The organism is Mesorhizobium sp. B2-4-1 (genome assembly GCF_006442185.1).
Classification (GTDB): Bacteria; Pseudomonadota; Alphaproteobacteria; order Rhizobiales; family Rhizobiaceae; genus Mesorhizobium.
Genome location: NZ_VFVN01000001.1, coordinates 725,651 through 744,103, shown reverse-complemented (window position 1 = coordinate 744,103; position 18,453 = coordinate 725,651). Strand labels below are relative to the sequence as shown.

At 64.4% G+C, this 18,453-nt stretch carries 17 protein-coding genes and 1 tRNA gene; 3 read left to right on the top strand and 15 right to left on the bottom strand.

Translation table 11 applies throughout. The features are described 5' to 3' along the window. On the bottom strand, positions 1-270 hold the full coding sequence (gene rpmA / locus FJ949_RS03795) for a 50S ribosomal protein L27 (protein WP_140493012.1): 270 nt from the start codon (positions 268-270) through the stop codon (positions 1-3). 100 nt (positions 271-370) lie between these two features. Beyond that, positions 371-1,039, bottom strand: a complete 669-nt coding sequence (locus FJ949_RS03790; RefSeq protein ID WP_140493007.1) for a 50S ribosomal protein L21 — start codon at positions 1,037-1,039, stop codon at positions 371-373. A gap of 574 nt (positions 1,040-1,613) precedes the next feature. On the opposite strand from FJ949_RS03790, the gene FJ949_RS03785 reads away from it, so the two are divergent. Further along, positions 1,614-1,703, top strand: a tRNA-Ser gene (locus tag FJ949_RS03785). A 159-nt stretch (positions 1,704-1,862) separates the two neighbouring features. On the opposite strand, the gene recQ is transcribed toward FJ949_RS03785, so the two are convergent. Then, a complete protein-coding gene (gene recQ / locus FJ949_RS03780; protein ID WP_140493004.1) occupies positions 1,863-3,704 on the bottom strand; it encodes a DNA helicase RecQ in 1,842 nt (613 codons plus the stop codon). Between the two features lie 165 nt (positions 3,705-3,869). Between recQ and FJ949_RS03775 the strand changes: the two genes are divergently transcribed. Continuing rightward, positions 3,870-5,291 carry a coniferyl aldehyde dehydrogenase gene (locus tag FJ949_RS03775; protein WP_140493001.1) on the top strand — a complete coding sequence of 474 codons (1,422 nt, stop codon included), beginning with the start codon at positions 3,870-3,872 and terminating at the stop codon, positions 5,289-5,291. A 235-nt stretch (positions 5,292-5,526) separates the two neighbouring features. Here the strand turns inward: FJ949_RS03775 and FJ949_RS03770 are convergent, their stop codons facing one another. From FJ949_RS03770 to FJ949_RS03740, 7 genes are all read right to left on the bottom strand, one after another. Next, complete coding sequence (locus tag FJ949_RS03770) at positions 5,527-5,865, bottom strand: cupin domain-containing protein (RefSeq protein ID WP_140492998.1); 339 nt, start codon at positions 5,863-5,865, stop codon at positions 5,527-5,529. Positions 5,866-5,875: 10 nt separating this feature from the next. Beyond that, positions 5,876-6,640: a 2-dehydro-3-deoxy-D-gluconate 5-dehydrogenase KduD gene (gene kduD, locus FJ949_RS03765; protein WP_140492995.1), complete on the bottom strand. Its 765-nt coding sequence runs from the start codon at positions 6,638-6,640 to the stop codon at positions 5,876-5,878. Continuing rightward, positions 6,637-7,488, bottom strand: coding sequence for a 5-dehydro-4-deoxy-D-glucuronate isomerase (kduI, locus tag FJ949_RS03760; RefSeq protein ID WP_140492992.1), 852 nt, complete (start codon positions 7,486-7,488; stop codon positions 6,637-6,639). The genes kduD and kduI overlap by 4 nt, the downstream gene beginning before the upstream one ends. Before the next feature lie 22 nt (positions 7,489-7,510). Continuing rightward, on the bottom strand, positions 7,511-8,287 hold the full coding sequence (locus tag FJ949_RS03755; RefSeq protein WP_140492989.1) for a FadR/GntR family transcriptional regulator: 777 nt from the start codon (positions 8,285-8,287) through the stop codon (positions 7,511-7,513). A gap of 8 nt (positions 8,288-8,295) precedes the next feature. Then, positions 8,296-9,576: a TRAP transporter large permease gene (locus tag FJ949_RS03750; RefSeq protein ID WP_140492986.1), complete on the bottom strand. Its 1,281-nt coding sequence runs from the start codon at positions 9,574-9,576 to the stop codon at positions 8,296-8,298. Continuing rightward, entirely contained in the window at positions 9,577-10,128 is a 552-nt protein-coding gene (locus FJ949_RS03745; protein WP_140493500.1) for a TRAP transporter small permease, read from the bottom strand. 79 nt (positions 10,129-10,207) lie between these two features. After that, positions 10,208-11,185 (bottom strand): TRAP transporter substrate-binding protein, encoded by a 978-nt coding sequence (locus FJ949_RS03740; protein ID WP_140492983.1) that lies wholly within the window; start codon positions 11,183-11,185, stop codon positions 10,208-10,210. A 363-nt stretch (positions 11,186-11,548) separates the two neighbouring features. Between FJ949_RS03740 and FJ949_RS03735 the strand changes: the two genes are divergently transcribed. Further along, positions 11,549-13,039, top strand: a complete 1,491-nt coding sequence (locus tag FJ949_RS03735; protein WP_140492980.1) for a mannitol dehydrogenase family protein — start codon at positions 11,549-11,551, stop codon at positions 13,037-13,039. Between the two features lie 46 nt (positions 13,040-13,085). Here FJ949_RS03735 and FJ949_RS03730 read toward each other — a convergent pair whose 3' ends face one another. The 5 genes from FJ949_RS03730 to FJ949_RS03705 form a co-directional block, all read right to left on the bottom strand. Beyond that, a complete protein-coding gene (locus FJ949_RS03730; protein ID WP_140492977.1) occupies positions 13,086-13,493 on the bottom strand; it encodes a F0F1 ATP synthase subunit epsilon in 408 nt (135 codons plus the stop codon). A gap of 112 nt (positions 13,494-13,605) precedes the next feature. Continuing rightward, on the bottom strand, positions 13,606-15,192 hold the full coding sequence (atpD, locus tag FJ949_RS03725) for a F0F1 ATP synthase subunit beta (RefSeq protein ID WP_181165201.1): 1,587 nt from the start codon (positions 15,190-15,192) through the stop codon (positions 13,606-13,608). A gap of 70 nt (positions 15,193-15,262) precedes the next feature. Then, a complete protein-coding gene (locus FJ949_RS03715) occupies positions 15,263-16,147 on the bottom strand; it encodes a F0F1 ATP synthase subunit gamma (protein ID WP_140492974.1) in 885 nt (294 codons plus the stop codon). Positions 16,148-16,193: 46 nt separating this feature from the next. After that, the gene (atpA, locus tag FJ949_RS03710; RefSeq protein WP_140492971.1) at positions 16,194-17,723 is read right to left on the bottom strand and encodes a F0F1 ATP synthase subunit alpha; all 1,530 of its coding nucleotides are present in this window, start codon (positions 17,721-17,723) and stop codon (positions 16,194-16,196) included. Next, positions 17,723-18,283: a F0F1 ATP synthase subunit delta gene (locus FJ949_RS03705; protein WP_140492968.1), complete on the bottom strand. Its 561-nt coding sequence runs from the start codon at positions 18,281-18,283 to the stop codon at positions 17,723-17,725. The genes atpA and FJ949_RS03705 overlap by 1 nt, the downstream gene beginning before the upstream one ends. Positions 18,284-18,453 lie beyond the last annotated feature (170 nt).

Here is an 18,453-nt window from a genome sequence, read left to right as displayed (position 1 = left end):
CTACTCCGCTGCTTTGGTAATCGGGTTGACCGATACGTAGGTTCGGCCGTTGGCTTTTTTGTTGAACGTCACGGCGCCGGCTTCGAGCGCGAAAAGGGTGTGATCCGTGCCCATGCCGACATTGACGCCGGGATGCCAGGTGGTGCCGCGTTGACGAATGATGATGTTGCCCGGGATGACGGCTTCGCCGCCGAACTTCTTCACGCCCAGACGCTTGGAATGCGAGTCGCGACCGTTGCGCGACGAGCCGCCAGCTTTCTTGTGTGCCATCTAACTAACTCCGATGCGCCCAAGGGCGCTTGAATGGTCTTATGAACGCGTTCGCGTTCCGTTTCAAGTCCGATCCGGCGACGTTTCGCGCCGGTTCGCCTTACTTCTTTGCCAGTTCCTTGGCCTGCTCGCGCCAGTCCTTGATCTGGTCGGCGCTGAACGGCATGTTCTCGTCGATCTTGGCCACATCCTTCTCGGTCAGCTTGGCGAGCTGGGCGAAGGTGATGATGCCCTGTTCGTTGAGATCCTTGGCGGCGACCGGGCCGATGCCCTTGATCACGGTCAGATCGTCCGGCTCGCCCTTCGGCGCCTTGAACAGCGGCGCTGCCGCGGTCTCGGCCTTTGCCTCTTCCTTCGGGGCGTCCTTCTTGGCCTTGGCTTCCTTCGGCGCCGCGTCGGCGGCTACCTCGGCCTTGGCTTCCGCCTTGGCAGCGGTCTTCTTGGCCGGCTTGGCGCCGCCCAGCAGGATCTCGGAGATCCTGACCGTGGTCAGCAACTGGCGATGGCCGATCTTGCGGCGCGAATTCTGGCGGCGGCGCTTCTTGAAGGCGATGACCGTGCGGTTCTTGCCCTGCTCGACGACCTCGGCGGTGACAACCGCGCCGTCGACGAACGGTGCGCCGAACGTGACATTCTCGCCCTCGCCATGCGCGAGCACGTGGCCGATCTCGACGATATCGCCGACATTGGCTTCGACTTTTTCGATCTTCAGGAGATCATTGGCGGCGACGCGATACTGCTTGCCGCCCGTTTTGATGACTGCGAACATTTTTTGCCTTTCGCTGTTCGGTCGGCCTCGATGAACCGCCTGTGGCGGTTCGGCCGTCTTTTTGTCAGTCTGCGGGTTCAAAAAACAAGCGGCGCGGAAGAACCCTCCACGCCGATTGCGCGCTGTCCCTAACCGAAGGTTTGTCGCGAGTCAAGGCAAACGGCCAGATTCTCAGGGCAACGAATCCGGGCTAACGGGTTCCTTCGGAGCCTTCGTCGGGGCGCTGGTGATGGAGCCTTGAACGGAAAAACCCGCCTGTGCGGCGGGTCCCTGGCGCAACTCAGCACCATGATCAGATATCTACCATAGTTGCCTTCACCCCGTCAAGAAAAAATTCCTATTAGGAGGTCGCCGGCACTGCCGGACTGGCGTCCTCAGGCCTCGTTAACCCGAGTTCGAAATCTTGGCCGGATTGCTGGCCGGCGAAGTGGCTGACATCGTCTACCGCGGTCGGGACCGCGTCGCTCCGGGCCAGCCTCTGACGCAAGCTGACTTTCCGGCGGATTTGGCCTTGTAACCTGCCCGTTCAGCCGTTATCTAGTGCGCCGCGCCGGCAACGGCCGACCATGACCGCGGAGAGGTGGCAGAGTGGTCGAATGCACCGCACTCGAAATGCGGCATGGGTGCAAGCCCATCGGGGGTTCGAATCCCTCCCTCTCCGCCATCCTGCTTCGCTCTTCGAGCTTCGCAGGATCGGTTCAGTCAGCGGGCGGGTTCGAATTTTCTCTCGTTGTCTCCGCCATTTCTGCTTCCTGTACAGCCCGGAGACATGGGTGACAGTTTGCCCGCTGTAGCCTGTGCGTGACGCGTCGACCGGTTCAGCTCAATTCGGATGATGCCCGGCAATCGCGGCGAGAAAAATTTCCCCGAATTCCCTAAGCTTTGCCGCTCCCACGCCATTCACCTCGGCGAACGCGTCGAGGTCGCGCGGGCGGCGTTCGGCCATGTCGATCAGCGTGCGGTCGGAGAACACGACATAGGCCGGCACCTGCCGCTCCTTGGCCAGCCGCAGCCGCAGCGCCTTGAGCGCGCCCAGCAGCGATGCATCCACGCCCTCGGTGCTGGCGGCGGAGCCTTCCCCGGAACGCTTCCTGCCGCGCGCGAGAGGGTCCCGCGTCTCGACGCGATAATGGAACGCAACCTCGCCGCGCCCGAGGGCGCGGCCGCTTTCGGAAATGGCGAGGCCGCCATGGCCGTCAGGATCCGGCACGAGGAATCCGCCAGCGACCAGTTGCCGGATCAGCGACAGCCAGACCGTTTTCCTATGCGCCGCGCCGGCCCGGAAACTGGTCAGCGTTTGATGGCCTCTCGCCAGCACTTTCTCCGTCTCTTGGCCGAGCAGTATGTCGATGACATGGGCGGCGCCGAAGCGCTCGCCGGTCTGCGCGACTGCCGTCAGGATGATCCGCGCTTCCGCTCCGCCATCGGCGCGCGGCGCCTGGTCGAGGCAGTTGTCGCAATTGCCGCAGGGCGCTGCCTGTTCGCCGAAATAGCCGAGCAGGATCTGCCGGCGGCACTGTACCGCCTCGCAATAGCCGATCAACGTATCGAGCCGGCGATGCCCGCGCTTCTTGTGTTCAGGTGATGATTCTTCGTCGTCGATGAACAGGCGCCGCATGCGGATATCGCCGAGCCCGTAGAGCATATGCGCCTCGGCTGCCCGCCCGTCGCGGCCGGCGCGGCCGATCTCCTGATAGTAGGCTTCGAGGCTGCCCGGCAGGTCGGTGTGGAAGACATAGGCGACGTCGGGCTTGTCGATGCCCATGCCGAAGGCGATGGTCGCCACCATGACGACGCCGGAGAGCGTCATGAAAGCGTTTTGGTTCGCCTCACGCGCCTCCTTGCTCATCCCGGCGTGATAGGCGAGCGCGGTCACGCCGTTCTTCTCGAGAAAAGCCGCCATCTCCTCGGTCTTCTTGCGCGACAGGCAGTAGACGATGCCGCTTTTGCCCGCGTGACGCTCGACGAAGCGCAGCAACTGGCGCTTGCTGTCCTGCTTGGCCTCAAGGGCAAGCTTGATGTTCGGCCGGTCGAAACCCAGCACCACGGTTTCGGCGCGCCCGGCGAACAGACGCGCTTCGATATCGATGCGGGTAGCCTCGTCCGCCGTCGCCGTCAGCGCGATGATCGGCACTTGCGGGAAAATGGAGCGCAGCCGCGACAGATCCTCATATTCGCGCCGGAACGCCGGACCCCATTGCGAGATGCAATGCGCCTCGTCGATGGCGATCAGGCTGACGTCGAGCCTGGCCAGCGCGTCGAGCATCCGCTCCGTCATCAGCCGCTCCGGCGCGAGGTAGAGCAGGCGCGTCTGGCCGGAGGCGACACGGCGCCATGCCGCGACATTGGCCTCGCGCTCGATCGAGGAGTTGATCGTATCGGCTGCCACGCCGGCAAGGCGCAACGCCGCGACCTGATCCTGCATCAGCGCAACCAGCGGCGAGACAACGATGGCAAGGCCGCCCAGGACCAGCGCCGGAACCTGGTAGCAGAGCGATTTGCCCGCACCCGTCGGCATGACGGCCAGCACATGGCGTCCGCCCAGCAGCGCGTCCATGATTTCGGCCTGGCCGGGACGAAAATCGTCGAAGCCGAACACGTCCTTCAACACGCGTTGCTTGGGGTCTGGTGCATCCGGCGGAACGCTCGCCGTCGATATTGGCATCTCGCAATGGTCCCCGTTTGGCTGAGGCAACGTTCTTAAAGCGAAGATCGCCGGAACGCTATCCGCGGATGCGCGGGGCTGCCTTCCCTTGCGACATCAGCACCCCTGCTGGATTCTCTCACGTGCTGCGATGTAAGCTTGCCCGGGACGACCAGGGAGAGAGCGATGCTGCAGACCAGACAGGATGCTCTCGGCGAACGCTTCAAGCAGCAGCGCGCCGCCTTCGAGGCGCAGCCCTTTCCGGGCCTCGATGTCCGCAAGGATCGCCTCGCCCGGCTGCTGGCGCTCACGGAGAGGCATGAGGCCGACATCTGCGCGGCAATCGACACCGACTTCGGCGGCCGCTCGGCGCATGAGACCCGCCTTGCCGAACTGTTCGTGGTGCGGGCCGGCATCCGCCACGCACTGTCCCACCTGAAAGGCTGGATTCAGGAACGCCGCGTCGCCACCACCTTGCCGTTCCTACCGGGCAGGAACCGGCTCGTCGCGCAGCCGCTCGGTGTCGTCGGCATCGTATCGCCCTGGAATTACCCTTTCCAGCTCGCCGTCGCGCCGGTCATTGCGGCGCTCGCCGCCGGCAATCGCGTGCTGGTCAAACCATCCGAATTGACGCCCGCCTTTTCAGCACTGCTGGCGCGCCTGGCCGCCGAGCATTTCGCACCGGACGAACTCGGCGTCATCACCGGCGACGCGGAGGTCGGCAAGGCTTTCGTGTCGATGCCTTTCGATCACCTGCTGTTCACCGGTTCGACGGCCGTCGGCCGCCAGGTCGCACTGGCCGCCGCGGCCAACCTGACCCCGGTCACGCTGGAACTCGGCGGCAAGTCGCCGGCGATCTTCGACCCCTCATGCGACCTCGATGCGGCGGCGGCCAGCGTCGCCTATGGCAAGCTCCTCAATGCCGGGCAGACCTGCATCGCGCCGGACTACCTGCTGGTGCCCAAGGGACAGTCAGGCATCGTGGCAGAGAAACTCGCGGCGGCTATGGCGAAGCTCTACCCCAGCCTGCGCGACAATCCGGACTATACCGCCATCGTCAGCGACCGACATTATCAGCGCCTGCGGGCCATGATCGCGGAAGCCCGCGACGCCGGCGCCGATGTCACCGAAATCAACCCGGCCGGCGAGGCGTTCGGCGCCACAGGCCGCAAATTGCCGCCGACCCTGGTCAGGAACGCCGATCCCGACCTGCGGCTGATGCGCGAGGAGATTTTCGGGCCGGTGCTGCCGATCCTCGAATATGCCGGGATCGACGACGCCATCGCCCATGTCAACCGGGCCGACCGGCCGCTGGCGCTCTACTGGTTCGGGCGAGACGGCGGCAACCGGCAACGCATTCTGCACGAGACCATCGCCGGCGGCGTCACCATCAACGATTGCATGCTGCATCTGGTGCAGGAGAACCAACCCTTCGGCGGCGTCGGCGCCAGCGGCATGGGCGCCTATCACGGGGAATGGGGCTTTCGCACCTTCAGCAAGGAGAAGCCGGTTTTCCTGCAGTCGCGCTTGAGCGCGGGAAGCCTTCTGCGTCCGCCCTACGGCAAGACCTTCGAACGGCTTTTCGGCCTGCTCAGGCACATGACTTGAACGCCGTGCACCGCCCGCCGCCAGCGACGCGATCACATGCGGGCGCAATCACATGGTCCGCGCGTTAAGCCTATCTTCACCATGATTCGGCAGGCTCCATCTCCTGCGGCCACGTTTCGAGTACCGCGGCGCGCAAGCGCCCAGGCAACAGACCCGCGCCTCTCCGGAGGCGCGGGTTTTTCATTTGGAAACAGCGCGCCGAAACGAGCGCCTGTCGCTCATCGCAGGTCGGCCCTCAGGCGAGGAAATCGGCGCGGTGCGGCGTAAAGCTGTCGACGAGCCGGCCCGCCTCGAGCGCCTTGACACCGTGCACCAGGCCGGACGGCACGATGAAGCTGCCGCCCGTCTCGAGGATTTCGGTCCGGCCGTCGATGGTCACTTCGAAGCGGCCCTCGGCGACGTAGCTTGCCTGTACATGCGGATGCGAATGCAGGACGCCGACGCCGCCCTTGTCGAAGGCGAACTCGACCATCATCAGTTCATCCGTGTGCAGGAGAACGCGCCGCCTGTTGCCGTCCGGCGTCGCCGTCCAGGCGCCCGCGCCGGCCTGGGAGAAGATTTTCGTTTCGCTCATCCCAATATCCTCATCGCGCCAGCCAGCCGCCGTCCACCGGCACCACCGCGCCATGCATATAGTCCGACGCCGACGCCAGCAGGAAGGCCGCCGCATCGCCAATGTCTTCCGGCCGGCCCCAGCGGCCGGCCGGAATGCGCGCCAGGATCGAGGCGCTGCGGTCGGGATCGGCGCGCAGCGCCTGCGTATTGTTGGTTTCGATATAGCCCGGCGCGATGCCGTTGACGTTGATGCCTTTCGCTGCCCATTCGCAGGCGAGCAGCCGGGTGATGCCGAGCACGCCGTGCTTCGAGGCGGTGTAGGACGCGACGCGGATGCCGCCCTGGAAGCTCAGCACCGAGGCGATGTTGACGATCTTGCCTTTGCGTCCGCCGGCAAGGACGCGCCTGGCAAAGCCTTGGCAGAGCAGAAAAGCCGTCTTCAGGTTGAGGTCGAGCACCTCGTCCCAATCGGCCTCAGAAAGGTCGATTGCATCGGCGCGCCGGATGATGCCGGCATTGTTGACCAGCCCGTCGAGCGGCCCGCTTTCGTCCCACACGCGCTCCAGCATCGGACCTGCGGCAGATGTGTCGGCAAGGTCGGCCGCGACCGCCTCGAACCGCCCGCCCGCCGCGGCGATCCTTGCGGCCGTCTCATCCATCGAGGAACGGCCGACACCGACGACCGTGCCGCCGGCGCGCGCGATCGAGACGGCAATGCCCTGGCCGATGCCGGTGTTGGCGCCGGTGACGAGGATGCGCCGGCCGGTCAGGCTGAAGGCGGAAAGATCGCTCACCGCAGGTCTTCCATCGCCACCGGATCCACATCGGTATAGTCGACATTGTCGCCGGCCATCGCCCAGATGAAGGCATAGCTGGAGGTGCCGGCGCCTGAATGGATAGACCAGCCCGGCGACAGCACGGCCTCCCCGTTGCGCATGACGATGTGTCGGGTCTCGTCCGGCTCGCCCATGAAATGGAAGACGCGCGCCGCCTCCGGCAGGTCGAAATAGAGATAGGCCTCCATGCGCCGGTCGTGCACATGGCACGGCATGGTGTTCCAGATGGAGCCCGGCGCGAGTTGCGTCATCCCGACGACGAGCTGGCAGGTCCTGGCCCCGTCGGCATGGATGAACTGGAAGATCGAGCGTTCATTGCAGGCCTCCTTGCTGCCGAGATCGAGACGCCGGGCGTCACTGATGCGGATCAGCCGGTTGGGAAAGGTTTGATGCGCCGGCGCGCTGAGCAGATAAAACTTTGCCGGCGCCGCCTTGTCGACTGAGGCGAATGACACATCCTGCGTGCCCATGCCGAGATAGAGCATGTCGCGCGCCTGCAGCTCATGGAGCTGGCCGCCGGCTTCGATCGTGCCGGCGCCGCCGATATTGACGGCGATCAACTCGCGGCGCTCGAGAAAGCCTTTCGTTCCGGTCGGCTTGATTGCCTCCAGCCGAAGCGGCGCGCCGGCCGGCATCGCGCCGCCCACGATCATGCGGTCGTAATGTGTGTAGGTCAGGCTGACGCGGTCGGGCTGGAACAGGTCTTCGATGTGGAAATTGTGGCGCAACTCGTCGGTCCCCATGGCCGCGGCGGCGGCGGGGTCGATGGCAAAGCGCGATGTATAGTCGGTATGGTTCTGGCTCATTGCTGTCCTGACTTGAGATGGATCATTCGCCGCCGGCCGCCTTGACCGAGTCGGAATAATAGACCTGCCGCGCATGCAGGCGCTCGCGATAGCGCTGCTGGCTGGCCGAGAGGTGCGTGCGCATCGCCTCGCGCGCGGCTTCGGCATCGCCCGATGTGATCGCGTTCAGGATCACCAGATGCTCGCGCTGCAGCCCACGCTGATAGCTGTCGGACTGCACAAGCTCGGTCGACCAGGGCGAGGTCACGTCGCACGGAATGGCGCGCCGGCCGAGCACGTCGAGCATCTCGACATAGAACGGGTTATTGGTGGCGCTCGCGATGGCGCGATGGAAGGCGAGATCGGCCGGACCGGTCGGCTCGCTGGCGAGCAACAGCCGCTCGAACTCGAAGAAGGCTTCCTGGATCGCCGCCTCCTGGGCCGCGTTGCGGCGGATCGCGGCAAGCCCGGCCGATTCGATCTCGATGGCGAGCCGCACTTCGAGCACGTTGAGTGCGATCGAATCCTTGCTGCCCATATCGGCCGCGAGCGCCCCGAACATCGTCGAGATGTGCTCTGTGACGAAGACGCCGGCGCCCTGCCGCGGCTCGACCAGGCCGTCGGCGGCGAGCTTGGCCAGGGCTTCGCGGATGACGGTGCGGCTGACGCCGAAGGTTTCGGTCAACTGGCCCTCGGTCGGCAGTTTGTGGCCTGGCAGGATCTCGCCGGCCTGAAGCTGCCTGCGGATTGCCGCGACGACGGTCTCCGACAGTTTGGGTTTTCTCTCGACCCTGAGGTCGGCTGCGCTATCCAATGCCATGTCGTCCTCTATTTGAACACGCTCGGCAACCAGAGCGAGATGGCCGGAATATACGTCACCAGCCCGAGAACCACGATACCGGCGCCATAGAACGGCCAGATCGAGCGCATCGCTTCCCAGACGGTGATCTTGCCGACGGCGCAGGCGACGAACTGCACCGTGCCGACCGGCGGCGTGTTCAGCCCGATGCCAAGATTGAGGATGGTGATGACGCCGAAATGCACGGGATCCACGCCATAATGCGTGACCAGCGGCAGGAAGATCGGCGTGCAGATGATGATCATCGGTCCCATGTCCATGAAGGTGCCGAGCACCAGCATCAGGACATTGAGCAGCAGCAGCACGACGAGCGGATCGGTGGAGATCGCATTCATGCCGGCGATCAGCAGCACCGGCACTTTGAGATAGGCCATCAGCCAGCTGAAAGAAGCCGCCGTACCGATGATCAACAGCACCATCGAAGTGGTGCGCACGGCGCCCTTGGTGGCGTGGACGAAATCGCTCCAGCCCATCGAGCGGTAAACGAGGATGGTAACAAGCAGGGCGTAGAGAATGGCGATGCACGAACTCTCCGTCGCTGTGAAGATTCCGGAGCGGACGCCGCCGAAGATGATGCCGATCAGGAGCAGTCCCGGAATAGCGATGAGCGCCAGCTGCCCGACGCGCGAAAAACCGGGGAAGGCCTCGACCGGATAGCCGCGGCTGCGGGCGACGAAATAGGCGGTGACCATCAGCGAGGCGGCGAACAAAAGGCCCGGTAGTATGCCGGCGGTGAACAGGTCGGCGATCGAAATCTTGCCGCCCCCGGCGATCGAATAGATGATCATGTTCTGCGATGGCGGCAAAAGCAGCGCGATCAGCGCCGCCATCGAGGTGACGTTGACGGCATAGTCGGCGCCATAGCCGCGTGCCTTCATCTGCGGGATCATCAGCCCGCCGACGGCCGCGGCCTCGGCCACGGCCGAGCCGGAAATGCCGCCGAACAGCGTGCCGGCGATGATGTTGACCTGGCCGAGACCGCCTCGGACATGGCCGACCAGGGAGCCGGCAAAGGAAACGATGCGCTGCGCGATGCCGCCGCGCACCATCAGATCGCCGGCATAGATGAAGAACGGGATCGCCATCAGGGAGAACGCGCTCATGCCCGATTTCATTTGCTGGAACACGACCAGGGGCGGCAGGCCGAGATAGAGGACGGTGGCGAAGGAGGCCGCACCAAGACAGAACGCGATCGGCGTGCCGCCGAACATCAGCAGCGTGAAGACGCCGAACAGGATCCAGAGCTCCATCTAGGCCTCCTGCACCGCCGGCATCTCCGGCACGTCCTCGAGATTGATGTCCTTGTCGATATCGACGCCCGACCAGCGCAGCGCGATGCGCTCGGCCGAGAACAGGCAGATCAGCACGCCGCCGGCGACCAGCGGCAGATAGTCGAAGCCGCCCGGCAGCTCGAGCGCCGGGATGATGGTGTGCCAGGTCAGGCCGACAAGCTTGCAGCCGTACCAGACCATGCCGAATCCGAAGCCGAGCACGATCAGGTCGGACAGCGTGCGCAACGCTCCCTTGCTGCCTTTCGGCAGGACATAAAGCAGCACGTCGAACCCCATATGGTAGTTCTCCCGCACGCCGACGGCGGCGCCGAGGAAGATGAACCAGTTCATCAGCATGATGGCGCTGGTTTCGGTCCAGCTCGGCGACGAATTGAGCACGAAGCGGAAGAAGACCTGATAGGCGACGAGCGCGGTCATGGCGACCAAGCCGATGCCGGCCAGGTAGAGTGCCCCGTCGCAGATCCTCGAAAGCACGACGCTGAACCGTGGCGGCGCCGCGCTGCTTGTCATTGTCGCCATCTGATCCTCCCGATCGCCGGCCGGTCACGAAGGCGCGGGACGGCGTGCATTGCCCGCCCCGCGGCCGACTTCACTTGGTTGCCTGGACGCGGGCGGCGAGGTCCTTCAGCGCCGGCGTCGACAGGTATTTGTCGTAGACCGGCTTCATCGCGTCGATCAGCGGCTGCTTGTCGATCTCGCTGACCTTGACGCCTGCCTTTTCGACGATGTCGCGGGATTTCTTCTCCTGCGCGTCCCACAGTTCGCGCATCTTGACGACGCTGTCCTTGGCCGCCTGGCGCACGATCGCCTGGTCTTCCGGCGAGAGCTTGTCCCAGCTCGCCTTCGCCATCACCAGCACTTCCGGAACGATCTGGTGCTGGTCGAGCGTGTAGTGCTTGGCGACCTCATAGTGCTTGGCGGATTCGAAGCTCGGCCAGTTGTTTTCCGCGCCGTCGATGACGCCGGTCTCAAGTGCCGAATAGACTTCGCCATAAGCCATTGGCGTGGCGTTGGCGCCCAGTGCGTTGACCATGTCGACGAACACGTCCGACTGGATGACGCGGAATTTCATGCCCTTCAGATCGGCGATCGAGGCGATGTCCTTCTTGGTGTTGTAGAAGGAGCGCGCGCCGGAATCGTAGAAGGCCAGACCGACCAGGTCATGTGCCTCGAAGGCTTTCAGTATGTCGTCGCCGATCGGCCCGTCCATGACATGGCGCATATGTTCTACCGAGCGGAATATATAGGGCAGCGACGGCACCGCGGTTTCCGGCACGATGCCGTTGAACGGCCCCATCGAGACACGGTTGAGGTCGATGACGCCGGTCTGGGTCTGCTCGATCGTGTCCTTCTCCTCGCCGAGCTGCGCCGAATGATAGACCTCGACCGAATAGCGGCCATCGGTGCGCTGCTTGATCAACTCGCCCATGTATTTCACCGCCTCGACCGTCGGATAGCCGTCGGGGTGCGTGTCGGCCGACCGCAGCACGGTTTGCGCGTTGGCGATGCCAATCAGCAGCGAGCCGAACGCGAATGTAGCCGCCGTCAATTTCGAAAAATGCAACATGACTTTCCTCCCTTTTTCAAAAATCAAGGCGCCGGCTCAGAGCCGGCGCATCACCAGCCCGTCATCCCTGCTCAATCTTGGCCATTTCGGTCAGCATCCGGTGCGGGCGAGCGAGCGTGGACGCGCGTCGGTGCTAAGCAGCAAATCCGCATCTGTCAGTGCCACGGTGATCCTCCCATGAGGCGTTATCGGTAGGGTCGCAAGGAAATAATGTCAACATACAAAAAATGGATTGTTGTATGATGACTTTGACCCGGGAACCGGCCATTGTGTGGGACGGCAGTGGATGTTACGCCGCTGCCGTTTTCCTTCGCCGACCCTACGGGGCGGCTCCCAAAGGCCAATCGGGGACTTCGCACAGCAATGAACAGGCGTCTTTCGAAGGATACGATCGCGACGTTGCCGGCCAGGATCGCCGTGCCGCGTTTTGATCGCGCATCGGTCACGCAAGGCATCGTGCATCTGGGGGTCGGCGCCTTTCATCGCGCCCACCAGGCAGCCTATGTCGACGATTGCCTGGCTGCCGGAGAAACGGATTGGGGCATCGTCGGCGTGTCGCTGCGCAGTGCCGAGACGCGCGATGCGCTGGCGCCGCAGGACGGGCTCTACACGCTGGCGATCCGCAGCGGGGGCGAGGAAAGTCTTCATGTCATCGGCTCCATCGGCGCGATGCTGGTGGCGCCGGAAGATCCCGCCGCCGTGCTGGCCGCGCTGACCGATCCGCGCACCCGCATCGTGACGCTGACCATCACCGAGAAAGCCTATCTGCGGGCCGCCGGCGGCGGGCTCGACGCAGCCCACCCTGATATCGCCCACGATCTGGCGAACCCGCATCTGCCGAAGACCGCGCATGGTTTTCTGGCCGAGGCGCTTGCACGCCGTCGCGCGGCCGGCGTGCAACCCTTCACCGTGCTCTGCTGCGACAACCTGCCTGCCAACGGGGCGACCTTGCACAGGCTGCTGGTGGAATTCGCCACGCTGCGCGATGCCAGCCTCGGTGAGAAGGGCGCTACCAGGCTTGCCGGCCATATCGCCGACAAGGTCGCGTTTCCCTCGAGCATGGTCGATCGCATCGTGCCGGCCACGACCGATGCCGACCGGGCGCGGATCGCTCTCGAGCTCGGCGTCGACGACGCCTGGCCGGTCATGACCGAGCCGTTCCGCCAGTGGGTGGTCGAGGACAATTTTCCGGCAGGCCGCCCGGCCTGGGAAAAGTTCGGCGTCACCATGGTCGGGGATGTCAGGCCCTTCGAGGACATGAAGCTGAGACTGCTCAACGGTGCGCATTCGGCCATTGCCTATCTCGGCCTGCTCAGCGGACACGCCACCGTCGACCGCGCCTTCGCCGATCCGGCGATCAGGCGCTTTGTCGATGCGCTGTGGGCCGAGGCAATCCCGACGCTGCCCACCGATGCCGGGCTGGATACCGCGAGCTATACGGCAGAGCTTGCCCAGCGTTTCTCCAACACAGCACTTGCCCACCGCACCGCGCAGATCGCCAATGACGGCAGCCAGAAACTGCCGCAGCGCATCATGGCCTCCGCGATCGAGCGCCTCCATTCAGGCGCCGCGCCCGGACATCTCATGCTGGCGGTTGCCGCCTGGATCGCCGCCTGCGAAGCGCGCGGCAAATCCCTGCCCGACGGCCATTTTACCGACCCGCTCGACATGCCGATGACGGCGATCATTGACCGGAATCTGCCCGCTGCCGAAACCGTCGCGGCAGTGTTCGATCTCGCCGGCTTCGCGACCGGGGCGCCTGAACGGCCAGGATTGATGGACCTTGCGGCCGTCCATCTCGAGCAGTTGCGCCGTGGCGGACCGGCTCAGGCCTTCGCGGCATTGGGCATTTAAAAACAAAAAAGCGAGGCAAGGCCCCGCTTTTCAGCTGGTGCCAGCCTCAAGCCGGCAGGATGGCGCCTTCCAGCGTGGTGAGCTGGCTGAGGAATTGTTCGGCCTTCGTGCGCGACCGATCGTCCTTGGCGTCGGCGGCGTCTTCCCTGGCTTCCTGGATGCGGCGCGCGAGATCGGCGCGGTCGACATCCTTCACCGCGACAGCCGATTCCGCCAGCAGCGTACAGCCGGCCGGAACGATGTCGGCGAAACCGCCGAAGACGACGTAACGCTCTTCACCGCCCGATGCGGCCTTCACCGTGACGACGCCCGGCTTGATCGTGGTCATGACCGGTGCGTGATGCGCCATGACAGTCATCTCGCCTTCCGCACCCGGAATGACGACTGCCTCGACCTCTGCGGAAACCAGCAGGCGCTCCGGCGAGACCAGTTCGAACTTGAAAGCTTCTGCCATGTCGATTTAGCGAGTAGGGAATAGTGAGTAGGGAAGTAGGGGAAAGGGCAATTGCGCCCGGTCACCTGCCTGCCATTCACTACCGACTACTGACTACTCCCTATTCCCTTGATTAAGCCGCTTCAGCCGCGAGACGCTGTGCCTTCTCGACCGCTTCCTCGATGCCGCCGACCATGTAGAAGGCGGCTTCCGGCAGGTGGTCGTAGTCGCCGTTGCAGAGGCCCTTGAAGCCCTTGATGGTGTCGGCGAGGTCGACCAGCTTGCCCGGCGCGCCGGTGAACACTTCGGCGACGAAGAAGGGCTGCGACAGGAAGCGCTCGATCTTGCGGGCGCGGGCCACCGTCTGCTTGTCCTCTTCCGACAGCTCGTCCATGCCCAGGATGGCGATGATGTCCTGCAGCGACTTGTAGCGTTGGAGGATCGACTGCACCTGGCGCGCGACGGCATAATGCTCTTCGCCGACCACCAGCGGGTCGAGCATGCGCGAGGTCGAGTCCAGCGGATCGACGGCCGGATAGATGCCCTTTTCGGCGATCGAGCGGTTGAGCGTCGTCGTCGCGTCGAGGTGGGCGAACGAGGTCGCCGGCGCCGGGTCGGTCAAGTCGTCGGCCGGCACGTAGATGGCCTGCACCGAGGTGATCGAGCCCTTGGTGGTGGTGGTGATGCGTTCCTGCAGGGCGCCCATGTCCGTGGCGAGCGTGGGCTGGTAGCCCACGGCCGACGGGATACGGCCGAGCAGCGCCGACACTTCCGAACCAGCCTGCGTGAAGCGGAAGATGTTGTCGACGAAGAACAGCACGTCCTGGCCCTGGTCGCGGAAATATTCGGCGACCGTCAGGCCGGTCAGGCCGACGCGGGCACGCGCGCCCGGCGGCTCGTTCATCTGGCCATAGACCAACGCCGCCTTGGAGCCTTCGCCGCCGCCCTTCTTGTTGACGCCGGATTCGATGAACTCGTGATAGAGGTCATTGCCCTCGCGGGTGCGCTCGCCGACGCCGGCGAACACCGAATAGCCGCCATGCGCCTTGGCGATGTTGTTGATCAGTTCCTGGATCAGCACCGTCTTGCCGACGCCGGCGCCGCCGAACAGGCCGATCTTGCCGCCCTTGGCGTAGGGCGCGAGCAGGTCGAGCACCTTGATGCCGGTGATCAGGATCTGTGCTTCCGTCGACTGTTCGATATAGGCCGGGGCCGGCTGGTGGATCGAGCGCAACTCGACCGCGTCGACCGGGCCTGCTTCGTCGACCGGCTCGCCGATGACGTTGATGATGCGGCCGAGCATGCCCGGACCGACCGGCACGGCGATCGGGCCGCCGGTGTCGCGTACTTCCTGGCCGCGCACCAGGCCTTCGGTGGAATCCATGGCGATGCAGCGCACGGTGTTTTCACCCAGATGCTGGGCAACTTCGAGAACCAGGCGGTTGCCGACATTGGTGGTCTCGAGCGCATTCAGGATCGGCGGCAGGTGATCGCCGAACTGCACGTCGACCACGGCGCCGATGACCTGCCGGACCTTGCCGACGATGCCGGTGGCCTTGCTGGCCACGGCCGGGGTTTTTACCGCGGCGGCCCTGGTCGGCGCTGCCGCTTTCTTGGCCGGAGCCGCCTTCGCTGCTGCGGCCGGAGCCTTTGCCGGTGCCGCCTTGGCCGGGGCTGCCGCCTTGGGAGCCGCCGTCTTGGGGGTCGCTGCTTTCGCCATCGTCTTTACCCTTTTCGTCCTTTGTTTCTCGCGCGGTCGGATCGAGGTCGTTGACCCCGGGAAACCGCGCCTAGAGCGCCTCGGCGCCCGAAATGATTTCGATCAGTTCCTTGGTGATCTGCGCCTGGCGCTGTCGGTTGTAGGTGATCGACAGCTTGTTGATCATCTCGCCGGCGTTGCGCGTGGCGTTGTCCATCGCACTCATCTTGGCGCCCATTTCGCCAGCCGCGTTTTCGAGCAGCGCGCGGAAAATCTGCACCGCGATGTTGCGCGGAATGAGCTCGGACAGGATTTCACCCGGCTCGGGTTCGTATTCGTAGACGGCGCTGGCGCCGTCAGCAGCCTCGGCCGGAGCGGACGAAGCAGCGGCCGGAATGATCTGCTGCGCGGTCGGAACCTGGCTGATCACCGACTTGAACTGCGAATAGAACAGCGTGCAGATGTCGAAGCCGCCCTCATTGAACAGGTGGATGACCTTGCGGGCGATCGTGTCGGCATTGACGAAGCCGAGCGTCTTGACCTCGCGCAGGTCGATCCGGTCGAGGATCATCGACGCATAGTCGCGGCGCAGGATATCGAAACCCTTCTTGCCGACGCAGATGATCTTGACCTGCTTGCCGTCGGCCAGGAGCCTGCGGATGTGGTCGCGGGCAAGACGGGCGATCTGAGAATTGAAGCCGCCGCACAGGCCGCGCTCGGCCGTGCAGACAACGAGCAGGTGCACGTCGTCCTTTCCGGTGCCGGTCATCAGCGCCGGGGCATCGCCACCGCCGCCGATCGCCTGGGTGATGTTGGCCAGCACGGAACCCATGCGCTCCGAATAGGGGCGCGCCGCTTCCGCGGCCTCCTGTGCACGGCGCAGCTTCGCCGCGGCGACCATCTGCATCGCCTTGGTGATCTTCTGCGTCGCCTTGACCGAGGCGATACGGTTACGAAGGTCTTTTAATGAAGGCATGCTTCAAACCTGATCCCGTCTTGTCTCATCCGGACTGGCGCTTCGCTCAGGCGAAGGTCTTGGCGAAAGCGTCGATCTCGGCCTTCAGCTTGCCGCGCAGATCGTCCGACAGCGCCTTTTCCTTGCGGATGGCGTCGAGGACGTCCTTGCCAGCCGAACGCATGTGGCTGAGCAGACCATGCTCGAACTTGCCGACCTGGTTGACCGGCAGCTTGTCGAGATAGCCGTTGACGCCGGCGAAGATCACCGCGACCTGCTCTTCCGTCTTCAGCGGCGAGAACTGCGGCTGCTTCAGGAGCTCGGTCAGGCGCGAACCGCGGTTGAGCAGGCGCTGCGTGGCGGCATCGAGATCCGAGCCGAACTGCGCGAAGGCCGCCATTTCGCGGTACTGCGCGAGCTCGCCCTTGATCGAGCCGGCGACCTGCTTCATCGCCTTGATCTGCGCCGAGGAGCCGACGCGCGACACCGACAGGCCGACATTGACGGCTGGACGGATGCCCTGGAAGAACAGGTTGGTTTCGAGGAAGATCTGGCCGTCGGTGATCGAGATCACGTTGGTCGGGATATAGGCCGACACGTCGTTGGCCTGGGTTTCGATGACCGGCAGCGCCGTCAGCGAACCGTTGCCCATGTCGTCATTGAGCTTGGCGGCGCGCTCGAGCAGGCGCGAGTGCAGGTAGAAGACGTCGCCCGGATAGGCTTCGCGGCCCGGCGGGCGGCGCAAGAGCAGCGACATCTGGCGATAGGCGACGGCCTGCTTCGACAGATCGTCGTAGCTGATCAGCGCATGCATGCCGTTGTCGCGGAAATACTCGCCCATGGTGCAGCCGGCGAACGGCGCCAGGAACTGCATCGGCGCCGGATCGGAAGCGGTGGCGGCGACGATGATCGAATATTCGAGCGCACCGCGCTCTTCCAGCACCTTGACGAACTGCGCCACGGTCGAGCGCTTCTGGCCGACGGCGACATAAACGCAGTAGAGCTTTTCCTTCTCGGGGCCGTTGTCGTGCACCGACTTCTGGTTGAGCATCGTGTCGAGGATGATGGCGGTCTTGCCGGTCTGGCGATCGCCGATGACCAGTTCGCGCTGGCCGCGGCCGACCGGGATCAGCGCGTCAATGGCTTTGAGGCCTGTCGACATCGGCTCATGCACCGACTTGCGCGGAATGATGCCGGGCGCCTTGACGTCGACGCGCTTGCGTTCGGTCGCCTTGATCGGGCCCTTGCCGTCGATCGGGTTGCCGAGTGCGTCGACGACGCGGCCGAGCAGGCCCGGACCGACCGGAACGTCGACGATCGCGCCGGTGCGCTTGACGGTGTCGCCTTCCTTGATGTCGCGGTCGGCGCCGAAGATGACAACGCCGACGTTGTCGGCTTCGAGGTTGAGCGCCATGCCGCGGATGCCGCCAGGGAATTCGACCATCTCGCCGGCCTGGACATTGTCGAGGCCGTAGACGCGGGCGATACCGTCACCGACGGACAGCACCTGTCCGACTTCGGAGACCTCGGCCTCCTTGCCGAAATTCTTGATCTGGTCTTTCAGAATTGCGGAAATTTCCGCGGCGCGGATGTCCATCAGCCGACCTCTTTCAGTGCAAGCTTGAGCGAATTGAGTTTGGTTTTGAGCGACGTATCGATCTGGCGCGAGCCCATCCTGACCACCAGACCGCCGAGCAGCGACGGATCGACGGTGACGGAGATGGAAACGTCCTTGCCGGCAACGCTCTTCAGCGCCGCCTTGAGTTCAGTCTGCTGGGCAGCGCTCAATTGGTGAGCCGATGTTACCTCGGCGGTCGTCTCGCCACGATGCTCGGCGGCGATCTGGCGGAATGCCCTGATCATGCCGGGCACGGCGAACAGCCGGCGGTTCTTGGCGACGACGCGCAGGAAATTGCCGGTCAGGCCGGTGATCCCGGCCTTGTCGGCAATGGCCGCGATGGCCTTGGCCTGGTCCTCGCTGGAGAACACCGGGCTGTTGATCAGCCGGGTCAAGTCGGCGCTGCCCGCGAGCATCGCCTCGAAACTGTTGAGGTCGGCTTCTACCTTGGCGACGGAATTCGCCTGCGATGCCAGTTCGAACAGCGAACCCGCATAGCGTTCTGCGACACCTGAGATTGGCGATGACGATTGGGCCACGGACCGTCTTTTCTCTTGTCTGACAGGCCGCAGATTGTTGGCGCGAGCGAAAACTCTGGCTAAATCTTTGACCTTACTGCATTTTTTCAAGCACGGAGGCGCGGCTTCCGCTATCCCCGGCCGAAAGTCGATTGCCGTCTAGCACAGGCCTTTTAAGACCGCAATGCGTC